Source organism: Rhizobium phaseoli, assembly GCF_003985125.1.
Taxonomy (GTDB): domain Bacteria; phylum Pseudomonadota; class Alphaproteobacteria; order Rhizobiales; family Rhizobiaceae; genus Rhizobium; species Rhizobium phaseoli.
In genome coordinates, this window is the sequence record NZ_ML133608.1 from 1 (window position 1) to 19,582 (window position 19,582).

Sequence of the window (19,582 nt, forward strand, 5' to 3'; positions counted from 1 at the left end):
TCAGAAGCGAACCATCGATGACACCTGGCGCCACATCGGACACCTCGTCACAACCATCGAGCCCAGCGAATGCAGCAACTACTTCGCCAATGCCGGATATGCTTCCGTGAAAACCTGAAACGCTCTAGACGCGCAAAGGACGCTGTAACACTTTGACTTGCTGCATAATTTTGTCCTTAGATCGATTCCGATTTAAGGAATTATGCAGGAAGGCTTTGAATATCATCTCCGGATCGTGACCACGGATGTACTGGCACGGTTCGTCGAGATGGCAGGGAAGGTCGGGTTAACCCGGCCTTTTTGCGTTTCTGGCTGGTCTCTACGCTTGCGCTCAGGGTGCGACCTCAGCCGCCAGCGGCCTCACCGCCCTCCAGCATCTCCATCACCCGCGCCATCACCGCCCGCGCCGCATCGAGTTCGGCTGGTGTAAACGCAGCGCCCAGCCCATCCGCCCATCCGGCCTGTGCCATCTCGATGACGCCGAGCCGGGCGGCGCCTTCCGCCGTCAACCGCACCAGCTTGGCGCGCTGGTGCTGCGGGTTGTCGGCATAGGCGGTCAGCCCTTCATCCTCCAGCACATCGGCAAGCCGCTGCACGCCCTGGCGGGCGAGGCCGAGCGTGCGGGCGATCTGCGCCACCGACATGTCGCCGCGCCTTGCCGCGGCCAGCACCTGCCACCGGGCGCTGGTCTGGCCTGCCGGCTTGGCCAGCTGGTCGCCCGCCGCCGTCAGATGGCCGGCGAGGCGAAGGGCGGTGATTGCGAAGGCGGAAAAGGCATTTCCCTCCATCGTCCGCTCCGGTCGATTCCGTTTGACAACATGTTGTCTATTTTGTATCTCATTCATAATGACAACATATTGTCATATCTGCGAGGCCGATGCAACGGTGAGGAGGAACCCACCATGAAGAAGACCTACAAGGGAAGCTGCCATTGCGGCAAAGTGCACTACGAGGTGGATATCGACCTCCAAGCAGGCACCGGCCGCTGCAATTGTTCGATCTGCGCCAAGCAGCGTTACTGGGGCGCCAACGTCAAACCGGAGGATTTCCGGCTGATGTGCGATGAGGCTGTCATGGCCGACTATCAGTTCAACACGATGAGCGGCCATCACCGCTTCTGCCGCACTTGCGGCGTGCCCGCCTTCGGCGACGGTTATGTCGAGGCGATCGGCGGCGCCTATGTCTCGATCAACATCGCTTGCCTCGACGATATCACCCCTGAGGAACTGGCGGCGCTGCCGGTGCGTTACGCCGACGGCAGGCACGATGCCTGGTGGAACGAGCCTGAAGTGACGAGTTATCTCTGAAGCAATTCCAGGGAAATTGAACAGCAGGCCTATATCCGGAATTGTGCAATCGGAACTGCATCATTGTCGGATTGTTCTCCTTCCGCACGTCCTCTGTCCGTAACAGAGAAGGAGAACGGCCGTGAAAGACGAAGCGAATGTCAATCTCGAGGAAGACGCGATCATCGCCATGCTGATGATGCGGGCTAAGGCGCTGGGCGAAAAGAATGCCAGGGACGTGCTTTCCTACGAGGCCGAGGATTCCGTCGAATTTTCCCTGGCGCCGCCGCTCGTCCACTACGGCCGGGACGAAGCGGGCCTGCAGGCGTGGTTCGACACGTGGGACGGCCCGATCGGCGGCGAAGTGCGCGATGCCAAATTGACGGTCGGCGGCGATGTCGCGTTCTGGAGCGGTCTTCTGCGCATGACCGGGACCAAGACCGATGGCACCGCGGTCGATCTCTGGTTCCGCCAGACCCTCGGCCTCGTCAAGCGTGACGGGCATTGGATCGTCGCCCACCAGCACGCCTCGGTGCCCTTCGCCATGGATGGCAGCGGCCGCGCTTTGCTCGATCTGAAGCCGTGACGCGAACCTCGGATGTCAGGCAGGGTTCTCCGCCAGCTTCCGCCGGCCACTCCGGACGGCGACGATCCCGACGCCCATCAGAAGCAGGATTGCCGTCGCATAGATATCGGTCGTCAGGCCATAGCCGGCCGATTTCGCCAGGAAGCCGGCCAGGATCGCCGGCAGGCTGAAGGCGAGATAGCTCTGGAGGTAGAAGGCGGCAAGCAGGCCGGCGCGCTCATCCGCTTTGGCGAGCGGCATGATGGTGCCGATCGCGCCGAGGAAATTGGTGCCGAAGCCGGCGCCGGTGAAGACGGTGCCGATCAGCAGCAGCGGCACATTGGCGAGATGCACCCCGGCAACGACCGTCAGGATGCCGAGCGTCTTGGCCGATACGCCGAAACCGAGATTGGCCGATGCCGTCTTGCCGCGCCTGAGATAGACGGCGATCGCGCCGCTGACCATCAGCGCGGTCACGACAGCCCCACCGGTCAGCGGCGCCCTGCTGCCGGTCGTGCTGGCGACCACCGACGGCACCAGCGAAAGGTAGAAGCCGGCAAGCGTCCAGTTGGCGATATTGATCGGCGTCACCAGCGACAGTGGCCATTTCACCTGCGGCGGAATGGCGACCCTGGGGATCAGCGAGCCGAGGGCGCCCGGCCGCCGGCCGCCGGTCTCGCGCGTCAGCCAGATGGCGGCTGCGAGCAGCATGAAGGCAAGAAGCAGCAGCGCATAAATGAGATGCATCGGGAAAGGGCCATATTGGATCAGGGCGCTGGTGCCGACCGCGCCGACCGCCATGCCGCATAGCGGCGCGATCGAATTGACGATCTGCCCTTCGGCCCGGTCGACATCGACGAGAGCGGCGCCGAGCGAGGCGCCGGCAATCCCGGTCGCAACACCCTGCACGATCCGCGCCGCGATCAGCCAGCCGGGGCCGCTGGCGACGACGAAGAGGCCCATGGCGGCGATTTCGAGCACAAGGGCGAAGAAGATCACCGGCTTGCGGCCGAGATGGTCGGAGATCGAACCGGCGGTCAAAAGCGCCGCCAGCAAGGCGAAGGCGTAGACGGCGAAGACCACCGTGATCAGCACCGGCGAGAGCGAGAAGTTTTCTTGATAGATCCGATAGAGCGGCGTCGGCGCCGCCGAGGCCCCGAAAAAAGTGGCGAGCGTCAGCGCATGGAAACCGATCGAGGGGCTCGGCGCATTCTCTGTGGATTTGGCTGCGGCGACCATATATAAGCCCTCTTAAAGCTAAGCCGTTGCGTTAGCTCCATGTAAGCCGGCTGTGCCGTAAAGGCAAATTATTTGCGTTTATGGTTCTGTCAAAGATTTTGAACTATCGGTGCCGGGGGGCGGGCGTAGGGATGGCAGTTAAAGAAAATCTCCGGCCGGGCGGCAGAAGCGCCCGGGTTCAGGCCTCGGTGCACAAAGCGGTCCGCGAGTTGCTGGCCGAGATGAACCGCGCCGAGGTGACCATCCCGTTGATCGCCGCCAGGGCGGGTGTGACGCCCTCGACGATCTATCGCCGCTGGGGCGATCTGCAGGAGCTGCTTGCCGATGTCGCCGTCGAGCGCCTGCGGCCGGACATGCAGCCGGTCGACGCCGGCAGCGGCAAGGCCGATCTTGAAGCCTGGGCGGAGCAATATGCCGAGGAAATGGCCTCGGGGCCGGGGCGCGAGATGATCCGTGACGTGCTGGCGGCACAGGCCGGCGTCAATGCCTGCAAATGCGCAGAATATACGCGTCAGCAGATCGTCGTCATTGCCGAAAGGGCAAAACGTCGTGGCGAGAGCTTCCCCGACGTCGACAGCGTCATGGATCAGGTGGTGGCGCCGATCATGTATCGCATCCTGTTCGCCGACGTGCCGGATACGACGCATGTGCGCGATCTGGTTTCGCGTGTCGTGCGCGCCAGCGACTGAACGGCCTCTTATTCCGCAGCCGCGCGTTTCAACCCGGATATCTGGGTGATGTAGGCGCGCAGCGCCGCCGGCCGCACCGGCTTGTGCTGAACGGCGATGTCGTGCCGCTCGGCCTCGCTGCGCACCTCCGGCGTCCGGTCGGCGGTAACCAGCAAGGCGGGGATATCGACACCGAACTGCCGGCGCAGATGAAGGATTGCGGCAATGCCGGTGCCGTCGTCGAGATGATAATCGGCGATGACGAGATCCGGCGGTCCGTCACGGCCGTCACCTGCGATCACATCGGCCAGGCAATCCACCGCCGTCACCGCGCAGCCCCAACCGCTGAGCAGCAGCCGCATGCCTTCGAGAATTTTCGGCTCGTTGTCGATACAGAGCACCTTCAGCCCCTTGAGCGGCTGTGCGGGGCGGTCGGCCGGCGCGACGGCCGCGACGGCCTCGGCCGGGCGCGAGACGTCGAGCGGCATGGCGATGCGGAATTCCGTTCCCCTGCCATGTGTCGACTGCAGCTCGACCGGATGATTGAGAACGCGGGCGATGCGATCGACGATCGAAAGGCCGAGCCCGAGGCCGGAGGCGGTTTTTGCCCCTTCGTCCAACCGCGCGAATTCCTTGAACACCGTGCGGAATTTCGATGGCGGAATGCCGATGCCGGAATCGATCACCTGGATGATCACCTGATTGCCGCGCCGCCGCGCCCCGACCAGTACCTTGCCGGTGATCGTGTATTTGATGGCGTTGGACACGAGATTCTGCACGAGCCGGCGCAGCAGGTTGGGGTCGGAGCGCACGCGCAGCGAGGTCGGCACGACCACCAGCTTCAGCTGTTTTTCCCGGGCGATCGGGGCGAAATCGGTCTCGATCCGCTCCAACAGGTCGGAAAGCGCGACGGAGGCGAGCCGCGGCCGCATGGCGCCGGTATCGAGCCTGGAGATATCGAGCACCGCGCCGAGAATGGTTTCGACCGATTCCAGCGCCGAATCGATGTTGCGCACGATCGGGCTGTTGTCGGATTGCGCCATGCGCTCGACCAGCGCCGAGGAATAGAGCCTGGCGGCGTTGAGCGGCTGCAAGATGTCGTGGCCGGCGGCGGCGAAGAAACGGGTCTTGCCGATATTCGCCTCGTCGGCGGCGGCCCGCGCTTCGGCGAGTTCGCGGTTGACGCGGGTAAGCTCGGCCGTGCGTTCGGCGACGCGCTGCTCCAGCGTCTCGTTCGCCTGCTTCAGCGCCTGATCGGCACTGACGCGCTGGGTGATGTCGGTGAAGGTGGCGACGATGCCCTTGTCGGGCATGGCGTTGGAGCGCACCTCGATGATCCGCTGGCAGCCGCCGAGCACCAGCGCGAAGGGTTTGTCGAGCGTCAGGAAATGCCGCACCGTCTGCTGCAGGTCGCCGGGCGCGATGTCGCCGCGCTGGCTGAGAATGGTGACGATATCGGCCAGGGGAAAACCGACCTGGCCGGCATTCTCCGGCAGCTCGAGCAATTGCCGGAAGCGGCGGTTCCAGATCGTCAGCCGGTTGGAGCTGTCGAAGACGGCAATGCCCTGGTCCATCTGCGAAAGCGCCGTCTGCAGCATGTCCTGGTTATATTGCAGCGCCTCGCTCGCCTGGTCGAGCAGCCAGGCGGTGTCGGACGAGGCATCCTCGATCTTCTGCAGGATCAACGACAGCACCAGCCGCGCCGAGGAGGAGCCGATGGCGCTGCCGAGTAGTTGTTCGCTGAAATGGATCAGCGCCATGTCTGCCGGCTGCTCGTCCTCCAGCTTGCGGCCGGAACTTTGCTCATAGGTCGTCAGCGAGCGCTGCATGCGTTCCTCGCCGAGATAGCGCGAGATCGCCGCCTTGAGATCGCCGACGCTGATGCGGGTCTTCCAGCCGCGCGTGGCAAATTGCGAGCGTGAATGCCGTTTGACGAAAATGCCGGCCTGGATGCGCTCCAGCGGCCTGGCATTGCGGGTGAGCGATCCGACGAGGACGAAAGCGGTGTTGACGAGCAGGCTCATCACGGTCGCATTGACCAGCGGGTCGGCGTCGGGCGCGGTAAACAGCGTCGCGCCGGGGAAGATGAAGCCGAGCACGGCGCTTGCCACATGCGAATAATCGGGGCCGCCGAGCGACGGCAGGAACAGCAGGTAGATCCAGATGACGAAGCCGGACGTCAGCCCGAGGATGGCGCCGCGCGCATTTGCCCGCCGCCAGATCAGCCCGACGAAGAGCGCTGGGGCGATCTGGGCGATCGCGGCGAAAGAGAGAAGGCCGATCGAGGCGAGGCCGGCGGTGCTGTCGGTCGAGCGGTAATAGGCATAGCCGAACAGCAGCACGGCGAAGATGGCGCTGCGGCGGATGTTGAGCAGCGTCTTGGCGAAATCGTCGCGCTGGCCGGCGCGGCCGGCGAGTTTGCGCCGGAGGAAGATCGGCATGATGATGTCGTTCGACACCATGATCGACAGCGCCACCGAATCGACGATGACCATCGCCGTTGCGGCGGAGAAGCCGCCGATGAAGGTGATCAGCGAAACCACCGGCATCTCGCCGGCAAGCGGCAGCGACAGCATGTAGAAATCGGCATTGCCGGCGCCGCCGAAGGTCAAGAGCCCGCCGATCGCCACCGGCAGCACGAAGAGATTGATCGCGATGAGGTAGACGGGAAACAGGAAGCCGGCGAGTTTCAGCTGTTTTGCCGTCCGGTTTTCCACGACCGTCACGTGAAATTGCCGCGGCAGCATGATGATCGCGAAGGCCGACAACAGGATCAGCGTGAGCCAGCGGCTGATCGGCGTATGATAATTCAGCGCCGACATGACGAGGTCATTGCTGACGGTTTTCTGCCAGAGATCGCTCGGACCGTCGAACAGAAACCAGATGACACAGAGGCCGGCCGTCAGAAAGGCGACGAGCTTGACCACCGATTCCATCGAGACGGCCAGGATCAGGCCGTCCTGATGTTCCGTCGCATCGGTATGCCGGGTGCCGAACATGATGGCGAAGCAGGCAAGCACCAGCGTCGCGACGAGCGGCAGGTCGAGGAAATAGAGATTGCCGCTGCCGATGCCGTAATCGGATGGATTGACCATGGCGCTGACGGTGCTTGAGATCGCCTTCAATTGCAGCGCGATGTAGGGGATGGTGCCGATCAGCGAGATCAGCGCGACGATGGTGGCGACCGTCGGGTTCTTGCCGTAGCGTGCGGCGACGAAATCGGCGACTGAGGTGAGCTTCTCCGCCTTGGCAAGCTCGATGATGCGGCGAAGCAGCGGCATGCCGAGCGTGAAGACCAGAATGGGACCGATATAGATGCCGGCAAATTCCAGGCCGCGCTGCGCGGCAAGCCCGACGCTGCCGAAATAGGTCCAGGAGGTACAGTAGATCGCCAGGCTCAGCGCATAGACGACGGGCCATCCGCCTTCCAGCGCACCCGGGCCGCGGTTCTTGCGGTCGCCATAGCTTGCCACGGCGAAAAGCAGCAGCAGATAGCCGAAGGCAGACGCGAATATAACCCAGCCTGGAAGCATTGACCCTCCGCCGGCGAAAAGCCGCCGGCACCTCCCGCAATGCAGGTGAGCTTAAGTCATTTCAGGAGCCTTGAAAATTCCCGGCCGTCTACGCCTTAAGTCAAAGGCTGCACGCAGACTTCGGCCTGATTATTGCGATTTGCAATTGATTAATTGCAGTGAAGATGTAGCTAATGAAAACAACTGCATATCTCTGAAATGGATCGAAGGGAGACGGATCGGATGCTCAATGAGTTCAAGGCCTTTATCGCCCGCGGCAATGTCATGGATCTTGCAGTCGGCGTCATCATCGGCGGCGCCTTCGGCGGCATTGTCAAATCTTTGGTCGATGACCTTATCATGCCGATCGTCGGCGCCATTTTCGGCGGCTTCGATTTTTCTAATTACTTCCTGCCGCTCTCGTCCGCCGTCAACGCGCCGACGCTTGCCGCGGCCCGCGCGCAGGGCGCCGTCTTTGCCTATGGCAGCTTCCTCACCGTGCTCATCAACTTCCTGATCCTTGCCTGGATCATCTTCCTGATGGTCAAGGGCGTGAACTATTTGCGCATGCAGGTCGAGCGCCAGGAGGAGGCCGCACCGGAAGAGCTACCCCCGCCGCCGGCGGACGTTCAACTGCTGACGGAGATCCGCGATCTCCTCGCCAGGCGCCCAGCGGTTTGATCCAGGCCCCTGCGTAAGGCCCGCTGCTGTCCGTTCGCGTCGATAGCTGCCCCTCACCCTAACCCGACCGGGGTCGAGTCACTCGCCTCGACCCCGGTCGGTGCCGGCAGGCGGATGAGGGGCAGGCGCCAGAGGGATTTTTTCCGTCGGCCGGCCCGGCCATTCATCACGAAAATCGATGTGCCATCACCGGATATCATGAGATTTGCCGGCATAAATCTTTTATGAAGGCGAAAACCGGAGATATGCATGTCGATCGTGAACAGCCTCAGCCCGCGCGCCGTGGCGGCGCCCGAAAGCGGGATCGTCGAAGTTGTCAATTATGCCCGCGGCCGCGAAGGCCTGCTGCCGCTCTGGGTGGGTGAGGGCGATCTGCCGACGCCCGATTTCATCAGCCGGGCGGCGATGCAGGCGCTGGCCGCCGGCGAGACCTTCTACACCTGGCAGCGCGGCATTCCCGAGCTTCGCCGGGCGCTGTCGGATTATTATTTCAGACATTTTTCCGTCCGCCTGCCGGTCGAGCATTTTTATGTCACCGGCTCCGGCATGCAGGCGATCCAGATCTCCGTGCAGGCGCTGACCTCTCCCGGCGACGAATTCGTCTATCTCACCCCGGCCTGGCCGAATATCGCTGCCGCGCTCGAAATAGCCGGCGCGCGCTCGGTCGGCGTCGAACTGCAGTTCGAAGGCGGCAAATGGGGGCTCGATCTCGACCGCATCGAAGCCGCGATCACGCCAAGGACCCGGGGTCTGTTCATCAATACGCCCTCGAACCCGACCGGCTGGACCGCAACCGGAAAGGATCTCGGCGAAATCCTGGCGCTTGCCCGCAAACATGATCTCTGGATCATGGCGGATGAAATCTACGCGCTCTATCACTTTGCCGGCGGCCGCGCGCCCTCCTTCCTCGACATCATGGAAGAGGGTGACAAGATCATCTTCGTCAATTCCTTCTCGAAGAACTGGTCGATGACCGGCTGGCGAGTCGGCTGGATCGTCGCACCGCCCGAGATGGGACAGGTGCTCGAAAACCTCATCCAATATTCGACATCGGGTGTGGCGCAGTTCATGCAGAAGGGCGCCGTCGCGGCGCTCGATCAGGGCGACGATTTCGTGCGCGCCAATATCGCCAAGGCCGCCCGTTCCCGCGACATCCTTTGCGATGCGCTTGTCGCCACCAACCGCGTCGAGACGCTGAAGCCGGACGGCGCGCTCTATGCCTTCCTGAAGATCGACGGGGTCATCGACAGCCGCCGGGCCGCCATCGATATCGTTGACAAGACGGGCGTCGGTCTCGCCCCCGGGACCGCTTTCGGGGCCGGCGGCGAGCTGTTCCTGCGCGCCTGTTTCCTGCGCGACCCCAGCCAGGTGGCGGTCGCTGCCGAGCGTCTCTGCGACTATATCGTCAAACTCTGAGGGTGGCCGGCGGCAGCCGCGCCGGACGAATTTTGTGCCGGAACGGCCGGATCGCTAAAACTTGAGCAAAGCGCGAAATCGGTCTCTAACCACGACTTCAAACATAAGCGTTCAAAGGGTTCCGAGCGGCCGTTTGATAATAAAATTGGAAAGAAAAACCGGCGCCTGATGCCCCTGCTTCTAAAAAGCGAAAGCAGGGGTGTGGGACATGGCGGTTTTGGTGACGGGCGGGGCCGGTTATATCGGCAGTCACATGGTTTGGGCGCTCATCGATGCGGGCGAGGATGTGGTCGTGCTCGACCGCCTGTCCACCGGCTTTCGCTGGGCCGTGGCGCCGGCGGCACGTTTCTACCTCGGCGACATTGCCGATCCCGACATCCTGAAGAAAATCTTCATCGAAAACGACATCGAGGCGATCATGCATTTCGCCGGCTCCGCCGTCGTCCCGGTCTCGGTCGCCGATCCGCTTTCCTATTACGACAACAACTCCGGCAAGACCCGCGCGCTTCTCTCCGCCGCGATCAAGGCCGGCATCCGCAATTTCGTCTTTTCGTCGACGGCGGCCGTCTACGGTCAGCAGCAGAACGACCTGCCGGTGAAGGAGAATGCCTCCCTCAATCCGGAAAATCCCTACGGCCAGTCGAAGCTGATGACCGAATTCATGCTGCGTGATGCCGCCGCCGCCTATGATTTCAACTATGTCGCGCTCCGTTACTTCAACGTCGCCGGCGCCGACCCCGATCGCCGCACCGGCCAGTCGACCGCGGGGGCCACGCATCTGATCAAGGTCGCCTGCGAGGCAGCACTCGGCAAACGCGACAGCATCCATGTCTACGGCATCGACTATCCCACCCATGACGGCACCGGCGTGCGCGACTACATCCATGTCACCGATCTTGCCGATGCCCATCTGAAAGCGCTGCAGCATCTGCGCAAAGACAACGGCTCGCTGGTTGCCAATTGCGGTTACGGCAGCGGCTATTCGGTGCTCGACGTCCTGAACATGGTCACCCGCCTGCACGGGCATTCCTTCAAGATCCATATGGCGCCGCGCCGCCCGGGGGATTCGGCCAGCGTCGTCGCCGACGCTTCGCTCGCCCGGCAGGTGCTCGACTGGAAGCCCCGCCACGATTCGCTCGAGACCATCGTCCAGAGCTCACTCGATTGGGAGCTCTTCCTGTCGAACAGAAATATCGACGACCTGCACAGCATCCACCGGGCGCTTGCCGCCGCATCGTTCTGAACGGTGCGCGGCGGCAGCCTGCTTACAATCCCCGCGCCGGCGGGCCCATGCGCTACGTGAATAAGGAAACACCAAGCATTCTCTGGCTGGCTCCGGCCGACGGATAAGAGAAGATGAAGAACTTTCTGGCCTCATTGCAGCTGCGAAAAGACAATCCGACGCTTCTGATGGCGCAGTTTCGGGCCCTGTCGTCGCAGATCCCCATTCTCTATATCCTGCTGGTCATCAATGCGCTTGCGGTGGCGATCACCCATCTCCAATCCGCGCCCCTGTGGCTGTCGCTCTATATTCCGGTGGCCTTGAGCGTCGTCTGTGTCTTCCGACTCTGCTGGTGGGAGATCAGAGGCAAGGAAAACATCACCGCCGAGCGGGCCTATAGGCTGATGAAGGTGACCATCTCGGGCGCCGGCATCCTGACTGTCGCCTTCGGCAGCTGGTCGATCGCGCTTTACCAATATGGCGACGCTTCGCAGCAGGGCCAGATCGCCTATTTCCTCGTCGTCACCGGCATTTCCTGCATCTTCTGCCTGATGCACCTGCCGATGGCGGCGGCGATGACCACGGTCATCACCTTCTCGGCCATGATCGCGACCTTCATGTTCTCCGGCAACCCGGTATTCGTCGCCACCGCCGTCAGCGGCCTTTTCCTGATCCTGCCCTTCCTCAGGGTGATCAACAGCTATTTCCAGAATTTCGTCGGCCTGGTGCAATTGACCGAGGAGCTGAAGCACAAGCAGGAGGAAGCCGAGGAGCTGAACCTCGTCAACAGCCGCAACGCGCTGCAGGACCAACTGACCGGCCTTGCCAATCGCCGCAGCTTCTTCCTCTCACTGGAAGAACGGCTGCAGAAAAATCCGTCGACCCCGCCCGTCATCGGCATCATCGATCTCGACGGCTTCAAGCCGGTCAACGACGTCTTCGGTCATGCCGCCGGCGATCTCGTGCTCAAGGAGACGGCGCGGCGCTTCATGGTGCTGGTCGGCGAGGCGGGCATCGTCTCGCGTCTCGGCGGCGATGAATTTGGCATCATCTTTCCCTGTTCGATGACGCGCCAGGCAATCACCGATCTCGGTCAGGCGCTTTGCGCCACCGTCCGCAACCCTTACGAAATCCCCGACGGCTCGGTCCGCGTTTTCGGCTCCTGCGGCATCGTCTATCCCGAAGCCGGCAGTTACACCGCCGAAGATCTTTACGAGAAGGCGGATTTCGCCCTCTATCAGGTCAAGAGCAAGCGCAGCAGCGGCGTCGAATTCTTCTCGGCCGATCATGAGAAGATCCTGACCCAGCGCCACCTGATCGAACTGGAGCTGCAGGCAAATGACTTCGCCAGCGAAATGAAGCTCGATTATCAGCCGATCGTCGAATTGCAGAGCGGCCGCGTCGTCGCCTATGAGGCGCTCGCCCGCTGGGACAGCGCCCGCTTCGGCCGCATCAGTCCCTCAGCCTTCATCCCTGCCGCCGAGCGCACCGCCGTGATCGGCCGCATGACGCGCATTCTCTTTGCCCAAGCGCTCGAAGCGCTGGCGATCATGCCGCGCCATCTGCGGCTGTCCTTCAATCTCTCGGCCCGCGATATCTGCGACCACGAGACCTCGATGGCGCTGCTGGCCATGATCACCCGCTCCGGCCTCGATCCCCGGCGCATCGAATTCGAAATCACCGAGACCGCGCTGCTCTCCGATTTCGACACCGCCGACCGGGTGATCACGATGCTGCGCGCCGCCGGCATCTCGATCGCACTCGACGATTTCGGCACCGGATTTTCGAGCCTCAGCCACATTCATCGCCTCGCCTTCGACAAGCTGAAGATCGACAAGGGGTTCGTGATGAATTTCGACCGTGACGCCCGGTGCATGAACATCACCCGTTCGGTCGCCAACCTCTGCCAGAACCTCGGCATCGCCTCGGTCGCCGAGGGCGTCGAAAGCGAAGCGATCGCCGAGGGGCTGAAGGCGATCGGCGTTCGCCTGGCGCAGGGCTATTATTTTTCGCGGCCGCTGCCGCTGGAACTCGCCATCGACTATGCCGCTCGCTGCGACGCAAAAGCATCCGCCCGGGATTCGCTGTCGGCCTGACCGATCAACCACGGCTGACCGGAAATGCTCTGGAGCGATCTTGCATCGTCGTCTATGCATGTTCCAACAGCGGAGGTGAACCATGCAGGACAGCGAAGTCATCATCGAGCGGCGAGGCACTGCCGGCATCATCCGGCTCAACCGGCCGCGGGCGCTGAACAGCCTGACGCTGGCGATGATCCGGATGATCACCGAGGCGTTGGATGGCTTTGCCCGCGACGCCGAGGTGGCGGCCGTCGTGGCAACAGGGGAGGGCGAACGCGGTTTCTGCGCCGGCGGCGATATCCGCGCCCTGCATGAGAGCGCCCGGGCCGGCGACGACCTCGCCGGAACCTTCTGGCGGGAAGAATTCCGTCTCAACCATATGATCGCCGTCTACCCCAAACCCTATGTCGCGCTGATGGATGGCATCACCATGGGCGGCGGCGTCGGCCTGTCCTCACACGGCCGCCACCGCATCGTCACCGAGCGCACCCGTCTTGCCATGCCGGAAACCGGCATCGGCTACGTCCCCGACGTCGGCGCCACCTGGTTGCTGCCGAAGGCACCCGGCGAGGCCGGAACATGGCTCGGCCTGACCGGGCTCGATATCGGCGCGGCGGATGCGATCTATGCCCGCCTTGCCGATTTTCAGATCGCCTCGTCGCGGCTCGGCGAAGTGATCGAGACATTGTCGGGCCTGCCGCGCGGCAGTTCGTCGGGGAATGTCGATGGTATCTTGCAGGTGTACGCAGAACCTCCGGGCGAAAGCCGGCTGCGGCAGAACGCGACAATGATCGACCGCGCTTTCCGTTTCGACAGCGTCGAGGAGATTCTGGCTGCGCTCGACGTGGAGGATGGCGAATTTGCCGCTGAGACGCGCCGTGTGCTGCTGGCGCGCTCGCCGACCAGCCTGAAGCTTGCTTTGCAGCTCTTGAGGGCCGGCCGCCGCAGCGCCTCGCTCGCCGAATGCCTCGGCCGCGAACTCGGCGCCTGCCTGCAGATGCTGGATAGTCCCGACTTCTTCGAGGGCATCCGCGCCGCCGTCATCGATAAGGACCGCAATCCGAAATGGTCGCCAGCCTCTGTCGAGGCCGTGAAGGCGGAAACGATCGCGAAATTCCTGAAACCGGCCGAGCCGCCGCTTTTTCTCTGACGCTCTCATCCTCGGAATGCTGGATGCGCGCGGCACCGTGCGGCGGGCGAGAGCCCCTGCGTCCTGATGCCAGCCTCTTCAACACCAAGTCTTCGGCGTGACGCGCCGAAACCGTAGGCCGGCCTGTGCTAAAGCCTAGCTTTCCCTCTCCTTTGAACTGATCGACCGTCAACCACGCTTCGGCATAGGGTCCGCGACGTGACCCTATTCGACATCTCTCGATCACGAACAAACAGGAGCGCATCATGTCGCAGGCAGAAGCAAAACCCCGTACGACTGGTCGGCAGGAGCCTGGCAGGCCGAAGCCCGAAGAACTGGTTCCGTCGCGCTATGCGGTGCGGATCGGCGAAATTGAAGTGCTGATCATCAGCGATGGCGTGTTGCCGCTCCCGACGACGATGCTGGGACACAACGCCGACGCCGCTGACCGGGCAGTCTGGCTGGACGATATGTTCCTGCCGCGAGACGCTTTCGACTGGGCGTTGAACGTGGTCCTCGTGCGCAGCGGCGGGCAGACCATCCTCATCGACGCGGGGCTGGGCCTGGATCCGGACTTGAACTTGCCGCGCGCCGGGCAGTTGATCAAGCGACTGGCGGGTGCCGGCATCGACCTGGCATCGGTGACCGATGTGGTGCTCACCCACCTGCACATGGATCACATCGGCGGGCTGCTGGTCGATGGCGTGAAGGACCGGCTGCGTCCTGATCTCAGGATCCACGTGGCGGCTGCGGAGACCAAGTTCTGGGAGGCGCCCGATTTCAGCCACGTATCCATGCCGCCCGGCTTTCCGGATGCGCTTCGGGCTACGGCAAAGCGGTTCCTCAGCGAGTATGGCAGCCATCTCAACCTGTTCGACGAGCGGTCCGAGGTGGCGCCGGGTGTGGTCGTCCAACGCACCGGCGGCCATACCCCCGGCCATAGCGTGGTCCGCCTGGCATCCGGCGGCGACCGCCTGACTTTCGCCGGCGATGCTGTGTTTGCGGTCGGCTTCGAGCACCCCGATTGGTACAATGGTTTCGAACACGATCCCGAGGAGGCCGCTCGCGTTCGCATCGATCTTCTCAGGGAGCTGGCGGCGAATGGCGAACAGCTGGTGGCCACCCACCTGCCGTTCCCGTCGGTCGGCCGGGTGGCGGTCGACGGCGACGTCTTCCGTTGGGTGCCGGTGTTCTGGGACTACTGAGCACCTGCCAGGTTAGAGACGAACCAAAGCGCGCCGCAGGATCGGATTGCCTGCTGCGCGCGATAGTTTTTGGTTTTATGCATGTCGTTGTCCCGGAACCGCTGCACACTTCCGGGCGACATGCATTATCGCCACATGCCGCGCATGCGGGCGCCGACATCGATACGCACCTGCCGCGCCTGGGCTTGCGCGGCGGCATCCGATTTCACCTGCGGCCAGCTGCAGGCCTCAAAGAATTGCAGCAGGGTCGCCGGAATGAAGCGGCTGCGCGAGGCATAGACATGCCGATCGCCCTGCGCATTCTGCCCATAGGTGAAGAAGCGCTGCGGCACGACGAGGTCGAGACCGTCGCGGGCGCGCGTCATCGCCACATAGAGCAGCCGGCGTTCTTCCTCGATTTCGGCGGTGGCGCCGACGGCAAGATCGCTCGGAATGCAGCCGTCGACGACATTCAGCATGAAGACCCTCGTCCACTCCTGGCCCTTGGCCGAGTGGATGGTCGAGAGGATGAGGTAGTCCTCGTCGAGCAGCGGCACGCCGGCCTGGTCGCTCGTCGCATCCGGCGGATCGAGGGTGAGCTCGGTGAGGAAACGCTCGCGCGAGGCATAACCGCCGGCAATCTGCTCGAGCTGTAAGAGATCGGCCTGCCGGGTCGCCGCGTCCTCATGCAGCCGTTCCAGATGCGGCGCGTACCATTGCCGCGCCAGCTCGATTTCCGCCGGCCAGCCGGCTTTGCCGGATTTCATCTCCTGCAGCATCGAAACGAATGCCGTCCAGTCTTCGCCGGAGCGCGGCGGCGCCGGCATGGCGGCAAGCGCCGTCAGCGGGCTCGCATCCTCGGCCATCAGATCGAGCGCCTTCTGCGCCGTCGACGGTCCGACGCCGGGCAGGATCTGCATCAGCCGGAAGCCCGCCACCCGGTCGCGCGGGTTCTGCGCGAAGCGAAGGGCCGCCAGCATATCCTTGACATGAGCGCTGTCGAGAAACTTCAGCCCGCCGAACTTGACGAAGGGAATATTGCGCCGGGTCAGCTCGACCTCCAGCGGCCCGCTGTGATGCGAGGCGCGGAACAGCACCGCCTGCTGCTTGAGCTTGAGGCCTTCCTCGCGATTGTCGAGCACCTTGTCGGCGACATAACGCGCCTGATCGGCCTCGTCGCGCACCGTCACGAGGCGCGGCCGCTCGGCCGATTGCCGCTTGGTCCAGAGGTTTTTGGTGAAGCGCTCCGAGGCGAGATCGATGACGGCGTTGGCGGCTGTCAGGATCGGCTGCGTCGAGCGATAGTTGCGGTCGAGCGTGACGATATTGGCGGGCGGGCTGAAGGCTGCGGGAAAGTCGAGGATGTTGCGGACTGTCGCTGCGCGGAAGGAATAGATTGACTGCGCATCGTCGCCGACGACGGTCAGGCCCTGGCCTTGCGGCTTCAGCGCCATCAGGATCGAGGCCTGCAGCCGGTTGGTATCCTGATATTCGTCGACCAGCACATGGTCGAAGCGGCTGCCGATATCCTCGGCAATCACGCTCTCGCCGACCATCTGCGCCCAGTAGAGCAGAAGGTCGTCGTAATCGAGCACATTCTGGCTCTGCTTGGCCTCGACATAGCAGGCGAAAAGCTCGCGCAGCTGTTTTTCCCACGCCGCGCACCAGGGAAAGGCGTCCCGCAGCACTTGGTCGAGCGCGGTTTCCGAATTCACGGCCCTCGAATAGATGGCAAGGCAGGTGCCCTTGGCCGGAAACCGGCTTTCCGTCTTGGAGAAGCCGAGATCGTGCCGGATCAGGTTGATCAGATCGGCGCTGTCTTCGCGGTCATGGATGGTGAAATCGGCGTCGAGGCCGATCTGCTGGGCATAATCGCGCAACAGCCGCGCGCCGATGCCGTGGAAGGTGCCGGACCAGGCAAGCGCATCGGCCATCACACCGGCATTCGTACCCAGCACATCGCGGCAGATGCGCTCGACGCGCCGCGCCATCTCCGCGGCCGCCCGGCGCGAGAAGGTCATCAGCAGGATGCGGCGGGGATCGGCGCCCTTGACGATCAGATGGGCGACCCGGTGCGCCAGCGTATTCGTCTTGCCCGAGCCGGCGCCGGCAATGACCAGCAGCGGCCCGGCAATGTGGCTGCCGTCGGTGAGCGTGCCGTGCTCGACGGCCATGCGCTGCTGGGGATTGAGCTTTTCGAGATACATCCAGCCGTCCGGTCGGGCTCCCGCAGAATCACTGCGAGAAGATTAGATGTTCCTTGAATGTTCGCGATTTCCGCCGCTGTCAAGCCTGGAACGGCGCAAGCTCAATCGGGGAAATCCGGCCCCACCACGCGCCGCACCAGCTTCAGGCTGCGATCTGGCTGAAGAATATAGGTCTCTTCCACGCGCTGGCCGGTCCCGTTGTAGAACTGGTGGTGGACGGCGCTGCCGACCGGCGATTTGGTGAGCTTCGTGCGCGGCTGGCCGCCATAGGTGATGCTGCCCGGAATGGGGTCCAGCGCCGGGCTATCGGCCGAGGAGCAGTTGGCGAGCAAAACCCCGGCAACAAGGGCGGGCAGCAGCACTTTCATCGTCGTCATCCTCTTTCGGCTGCATTCAGATATGGAAGCCGCGGCAGCTTCCGCCAAGGGTCGATCAAGTCTGGCCCGCAGAAATCCTGCGCGAACATCCCGTCGAGATCGGCGGACCGCAACGAAAGCCCTGTTGCGGGCGTTAACCCTTATATACCAACCTCAGGAGACGCTTCAGTGATCGGGTTTCCTGTATTCCCCGACCATGACGAACCCGGCCGGCAAGGCCATGGCGAGGCGGCGACATGCGCTTCGGTCGAGAGCGCCCTTCATGCCGCCGGTGATCTCGACGCGCGCGATATCATCGTTAGCACGCTCGGCGCCGATATCGTCCTCGAAGGTTTCGTGCGCCGGCATGGCGATGTCGAGCGGGCGGCCGAGATCGCGGAAAGCATCGTCGGCCGCGGCCATGTCCATAACCGCCTGTTGCGGCGCTGAGGGAACCAAGTGCGCTGCCGGGTGTTGAAATGCCGGATCTGAAACGCTGGAGACCCTCATGCAAACCCTTCTTCGCCTCTGGGCGTCCACCCTGATCATCGGCATTTTTGCCGGCTCGGCCTATGCCTCGCTCGAAACCGGCGCGAACTATTCCGCGCTTCCGAAGGATCAGATCGCGCTCAACGACTATACCGCCACCGTCGCCTGCCAGCCGGCCGAGCCGCATTATCTGCCATCCTTCATCCGCGCGGCTGACGGCACGATCATCGGTGTCGGTTATGTCGAGGTGGAGAATGCCGGCGACGCGGGCTGCTGACAAACAGGGTTGTCCGAACGAGGCTCGCCGGCGTTTCCGGTGACGAGCCTCTGACCATCATCATGATGGCTGCGTGTTTTCTATCGAAACAGCTATCCCGGGCGCAACGCCCTTTGCGCCAAAACCCGGCATCTGCTCGATCCAGGGTTAAGTGAAAATTAAACAATGCCTCGTTCCGGCACGCTTTGCCGAACAAATCGAAAAACAGCCGGACGTTCCCTGCCGTGTTAATGCAGCAGCTTCAGCTTCGCCTCTTCGGCCGCCGCCAGGAACTCGGCCCTTGCCTCTTCCACGCTCTTGCGCCCGTCGAGTGCTGCCCGGCAGGTACTGCGCGCCTTGATATAATGCAGTCCGCGTGCGCTCGGCCAGAGATCCGCCAGACATTTGAGCGCATCGAACGGCCCGTTGACGGTTTTGAGGTCAGCGCCTTCGAAACCGACCTTGACCGGGTCGTGCCATTTTTCAGTTGCCATCGATGCTCCTCCAGGGTTTCGACAGAACCAAGTGTGCTGCGCCCACCTATCCTCAGGCGAGACGCCGCCATGATAGCCATTCTAGCGAGATTTTTGCGGTCAACAATGGTGAATCGTTTGTTGCCGACGAGGCGGAATGCCAGCCTGCGTAGGACGGGTCGAGTCGCGTGCAGCCCCAGAGAAATTTTGGGTAGTCGCAGATAAGTTGTATGGCGCTTCCGCGCTGCCACCGCTACCATGTCGGGAAAGCTGAGGGCTCGACATGGGTTTCGATCGAAAATTGATCCGGGCTGCTTTTCTCTGCGCGGCGCTGGCCATGCCGGCCCTTGCTCACAGTGCAGACACTTCCTCGCAAGAGGCTTTCTTGACCCGTATTTCTGCCGAGGTCATTTCAAGGATGCAGCGGGAATATTTGCGGTCTACCCTGCGTCAGTACGGTGAAGACGGGGTGATAGATATTGCTGCCTACGCTTGGTCGGAGAACTTTGAGCGGTGGTACATTGAGGGCATGTTCGATGGGACAACTGCATGGCCCCACACACCAATTCCAGGCGAAGAGTTGGTGACCGGAGAAATGTTCGACCTGTGGCAATTTTCTCCGTTTGTACCCTATTATCTTGAGGTAACCGACATTCCCGATTGTACTGGCATGGAGTCCTCTTCGTGCGGTTTGAACGACCGGGTTGATGGTCGACACTTTGGACCGGGATGATACCTGACAGTTTTCATTCTGTCGTGTGCGCTGCTTGGTGCCTCATCGGCCTGGGCGGGCGCGGCGGAGCGAAGCGACGGAAGCG

18 protein-coding genes and 1 pseudogene are annotated in these 19,582 nt (G+C 62.8%); 13 read left to right on the forward strand and 6 right to left on the reverse strand.

Going from position 1 to position 19,582, the window contains the following annotated elements:
• Window positions 1-118, forward strand: a pseudogene (locus EFD56_RS31430) (IS630 family transposase); the annotation flags it as partial.
• A gap of 226 nt (window positions 119-344) precedes the next feature.
• On the opposite strand, the gene EFD56_RS31435 reads toward EFD56_RS31430, so the two are convergent.
• Window positions 345-788, reverse strand: a complete 444-nt coding sequence (locus EFD56_RS31435; RefSeq protein ID WP_037143231.1) for a MarR family winged helix-turn-helix transcriptional regulator — start codon at window positions 786-788, stop codon at window positions 345-347.
• A gap of 114 nt (window positions 789-902) precedes the next feature.
• Here EFD56_RS31435 and EFD56_RS31440 point away from each other — a divergent pair, with 114 nt between their 5' ends.
• A complete protein-coding gene (locus tag EFD56_RS31440; RefSeq protein ID WP_126907078.1) occupies window positions 903-1,307 on the forward strand; it encodes a GFA family protein in 405 nt (134 codons plus the stop codon).
• A gap of 121 nt (window positions 1,308-1,428) precedes the next feature.
• On the forward strand, window positions 1,429-1,872 hold the full coding sequence (locus EFD56_RS31445; RefSeq protein ID WP_126907079.1) for a YybH family protein: 444 nt from the start codon (window positions 1,429-1,431) through the stop codon (window positions 1,870-1,872).
• A 15-nt stretch (window positions 1,873-1,887) separates the two neighbouring features.
• On the opposite strand, the gene EFD56_RS31450 is transcribed toward EFD56_RS31445, so the two are convergent.
• Window positions 1,888-3,090 (reverse strand): MFS transporter, encoded by a 1,203-nt coding sequence (locus EFD56_RS31450; protein ID WP_126907080.1) that lies wholly within the window; start codon window positions 3,088-3,090, stop codon window positions 1,888-1,890.
• A gap of 131 nt (window positions 3,091-3,221) precedes the next feature.
• On the opposite strand from EFD56_RS31450, the gene EFD56_RS31455 reads away from it, so the two are divergent.
• Window positions 3,222-3,779: a TetR/AcrR family transcriptional regulator gene (locus EFD56_RS31455; RefSeq protein WP_126907081.1), complete on the forward strand. Its 558-nt coding sequence runs from the start codon at window positions 3,222-3,224 to the stop codon at window positions 3,777-3,779.
• An 8-nt stretch (window positions 3,780-3,787) separates the two neighbouring features.
• Here EFD56_RS31455 and EFD56_RS31460 read toward each other — a convergent pair whose 3' ends face one another.
• Window positions 3,788-7,291: a PAS domain-containing hybrid sensor histidine kinase/response regulator gene (locus tag EFD56_RS31460; RefSeq protein ID WP_126907082.1), complete on the reverse strand. Its 3,504-nt coding sequence runs from the start codon at window positions 7,289-7,291 to the stop codon at window positions 3,788-3,790.
• Between the two features lie 222 nt (window positions 7,292-7,513).
• Between EFD56_RS31460 and mscL the strand changes: the two genes are divergently transcribed.
• From mscL to EFD56_RS31490, 6 genes are all read left to right on the forward strand, one after another.
• Complete coding sequence (gene mscL / locus EFD56_RS31465) at window positions 7,514-7,951, forward strand: large conductance mechanosensitive channel protein MscL (protein ID WP_004675952.1); 438 nt, start codon at window positions 7,514-7,516, stop codon at window positions 7,949-7,951.
• A 249-nt stretch (window positions 7,952-8,200) separates the two neighbouring features.
• The gene (locus EFD56_RS31470; protein ID WP_126907083.1) at window positions 8,201-9,367 is read left to right on the forward strand and encodes a pyridoxal phosphate-dependent aminotransferase; all 1,167 of its coding nucleotides are present in this window, start codon (window positions 8,201-8,203) and stop codon (window positions 9,365-9,367) included.
• A gap of 208 nt (window positions 9,368-9,575) precedes the next feature.
• Window positions 9,576-10,610 (forward strand): UDP-glucose 4-epimerase GalE, encoded by a 1,035-nt coding sequence (gene galE / locus EFD56_RS31475; RefSeq protein ID WP_126907084.1) that lies wholly within the window; start codon window positions 9,576-9,578, stop codon window positions 10,608-10,610.
• 113 nt (window positions 10,611-10,723) lie between these two features.
• Window positions 10,724-12,685 (forward strand): putative bifunctional diguanylate cyclase/phosphodiesterase, encoded by a 1,962-nt coding sequence (locus tag EFD56_RS31480; RefSeq protein WP_126907085.1) that lies wholly within the window; start codon window positions 10,724-10,726, stop codon window positions 12,683-12,685.
• Between the two features lie 82 nt (window positions 12,686-12,767).
• Complete coding sequence (locus tag EFD56_RS31485) at window positions 12,768-13,820, forward strand: enoyl-CoA hydratase/isomerase family protein (RefSeq protein ID WP_126907086.1); 1,053 nt, start codon at window positions 12,768-12,770, stop codon at window positions 13,818-13,820.
• Window positions 13,821-14,065: 245 nt separating this feature from the next.
• Window positions 14,066-15,004 (forward strand): MBL fold metallo-hydrolase, encoded by a 939-nt coding sequence (locus tag EFD56_RS31490; protein ID WP_037143259.1) that lies wholly within the window; start codon window positions 14,066-14,068, stop codon window positions 15,002-15,004.
• A 125-nt stretch (window positions 15,005-15,129) separates the two neighbouring features.
• Here EFD56_RS31490 and EFD56_RS31495 read toward each other — a convergent pair whose 3' ends face one another.
• Entirely contained in the window at window positions 15,130-17,190 is a 2,061-nt protein-coding gene (locus tag EFD56_RS31495) for an ATP-dependent helicase (RefSeq protein ID WP_126907087.1), read from the reverse strand.
• 101 nt (window positions 17,191-17,291) lie between these two features.
• Entirely contained in the window at window positions 17,292-17,558 is a 267-nt protein-coding gene (locus tag EFD56_RS31500) for a hypothetical protein (protein ID WP_064819329.1), read from the reverse strand.
• 177 nt (window positions 17,559-17,735) lie between these two features.
• Here EFD56_RS31500 and EFD56_RS31505 point away from each other — a divergent pair, with 177 nt between their 5' ends.
• Together EFD56_RS31505 and EFD56_RS31510 are read left to right on the forward strand one after the other, a co-directional pair.
• Window positions 17,736-17,996 carry a BON domain-containing protein gene (locus EFD56_RS31505; protein ID WP_126907088.1) on the forward strand — a complete coding sequence of 87 codons (261 nt, stop codon included), beginning with the start codon at window positions 17,736-17,738 and terminating at the stop codon, window positions 17,994-17,996.
• Window positions 17,997-18,054: 58 nt separating this feature from the next.
• Window positions 18,055-18,312, forward strand: a complete 258-nt coding sequence (locus EFD56_RS31510) for a hypothetical protein (protein ID WP_126907089.1) — start codon at window positions 18,055-18,057, stop codon at window positions 18,310-18,312.
• A 227-nt stretch (window positions 18,313-18,539) separates the two neighbouring features.
• Here the strand turns inward: EFD56_RS31510 and EFD56_RS31515 are convergent, their stop codons facing one another.
• Window positions 18,540-18,785, reverse strand: coding sequence for a DUF982 domain-containing protein (locus EFD56_RS31515; protein ID WP_004673498.1), 246 nt, complete (start codon window positions 18,783-18,785; stop codon window positions 18,540-18,542).
• 262 nt (window positions 18,786-19,047) lie between these two features.
• On the opposite strand from EFD56_RS31515, the gene EFD56_RS31520 reads away from it, so the two are divergent.
• Window positions 19,048-19,497, forward strand: coding sequence for a hypothetical protein (locus EFD56_RS31520; RefSeq protein WP_126907090.1), 450 nt, complete (start codon window positions 19,048-19,050; stop codon window positions 19,495-19,497).
• The last annotated feature ends 85 nt before the right edge of the window (window positions 19,498-19,582 follow it).

Coding starts and splice junctions, on each gene's coding strand:
- EFD56_RS31435 (WP_037143231.1), bottom strand. CDS start 788: ATGGAGGGAAATGCCTTTTCCGCCTTCGCAATCACCGCCCTTCGCCTC.
- EFD56_RS31460 (WP_126907082.1), bottom strand. CDS start 7,291: ATGCTTCCAGGCTGGGTTATATTCGCGTCTGCCTTCGGCTATCTGCTG.
- EFD56_RS31500 (WP_064819329.1), bottom strand. CDS start 17,558: ATGAAAGTGCTGCTGCCCGCCCTTGTTGCCGGGGTTTTGCTCGCCAAC.
- EFD56_RS31520 (WP_126907090.1), top strand. CDS start 19,048: ATGGGTTTCGATCGAAAATTGATCCGGGCTGCTTTTCTCTGCGCGGCG.
- EFD56_RS31450 (WP_126907080.1), bottom strand. CDS start 3,090: ATGGTCGCCGCAGCCAAATCCACAGAGAATGCGCCGAGCCCCTCGATC.
- EFD56_RS31515 (WP_004673498.1), bottom strand. CDS start 18,785: ATGGCAACTGAAAAATGGCACGACCCGGTCAAGGTCGGTTTCGAAGGC.
- EFD56_RS31480 (WP_126907085.1), top strand. CDS start 10,724: ATGAAGAACTTTCTGGCCTCATTGCAGCTGCGAAAAGACAATCCGACG.
- EFD56_RS31495 (WP_126907087.1), bottom strand. CDS start 17,190: ATGTATCTCGAAAAGCTCAATCCCCAGCAGCGCATGGCCGTCGAGCAC.
- EFD56_RS31440 (WP_126907078.1), top strand. CDS start 903: ATGAAGAAGACCTACAAGGGAAGCTGCCATTGCGGCAAAGTGCACTAC.
- EFD56_RS31510 (WP_126907089.1), top strand. CDS start 18,055: ATGCAAACCCTTCTTCGCCTCTGGGCGTCCACCCTGATCATCGGCATT.
- EFD56_RS31485 (WP_126907086.1), top strand. CDS start 12,768: ATGCAGGACAGCGAAGTCATCATCGAGCGGCGAGGCACTGCCGGCATC.
- galE (WP_126907084.1), top strand. CDS start 9,576: ATGGCGGTTTTGGTGACGGGCGGGGCCGGTTATATCGGCAGTCACATG.
- EFD56_RS31490 (WP_037143259.1), top strand. CDS start 14,066: ATGTCGCAGGCAGAAGCAAAACCCCGTACGACTGGTCGGCAGGAGCCT.
- EFD56_RS31470 (WP_126907083.1), top strand. CDS start 8,201: ATGTCGATCGTGAACAGCCTCAGCCCGCGCGCCGTGGCGGCGCCCGAA.
- EFD56_RS31455 (WP_126907081.1), top strand. CDS start 3,222: ATGGCAGTTAAAGAAAATCTCCGGCCGGGCGGCAGAAGCGCCCGGGTT.
- mscL (WP_004675952.1), top strand. CDS start 7,514: ATGCTCAATGAGTTCAAGGCCTTTATCGCCCGCGGCAATGTCATGGAT.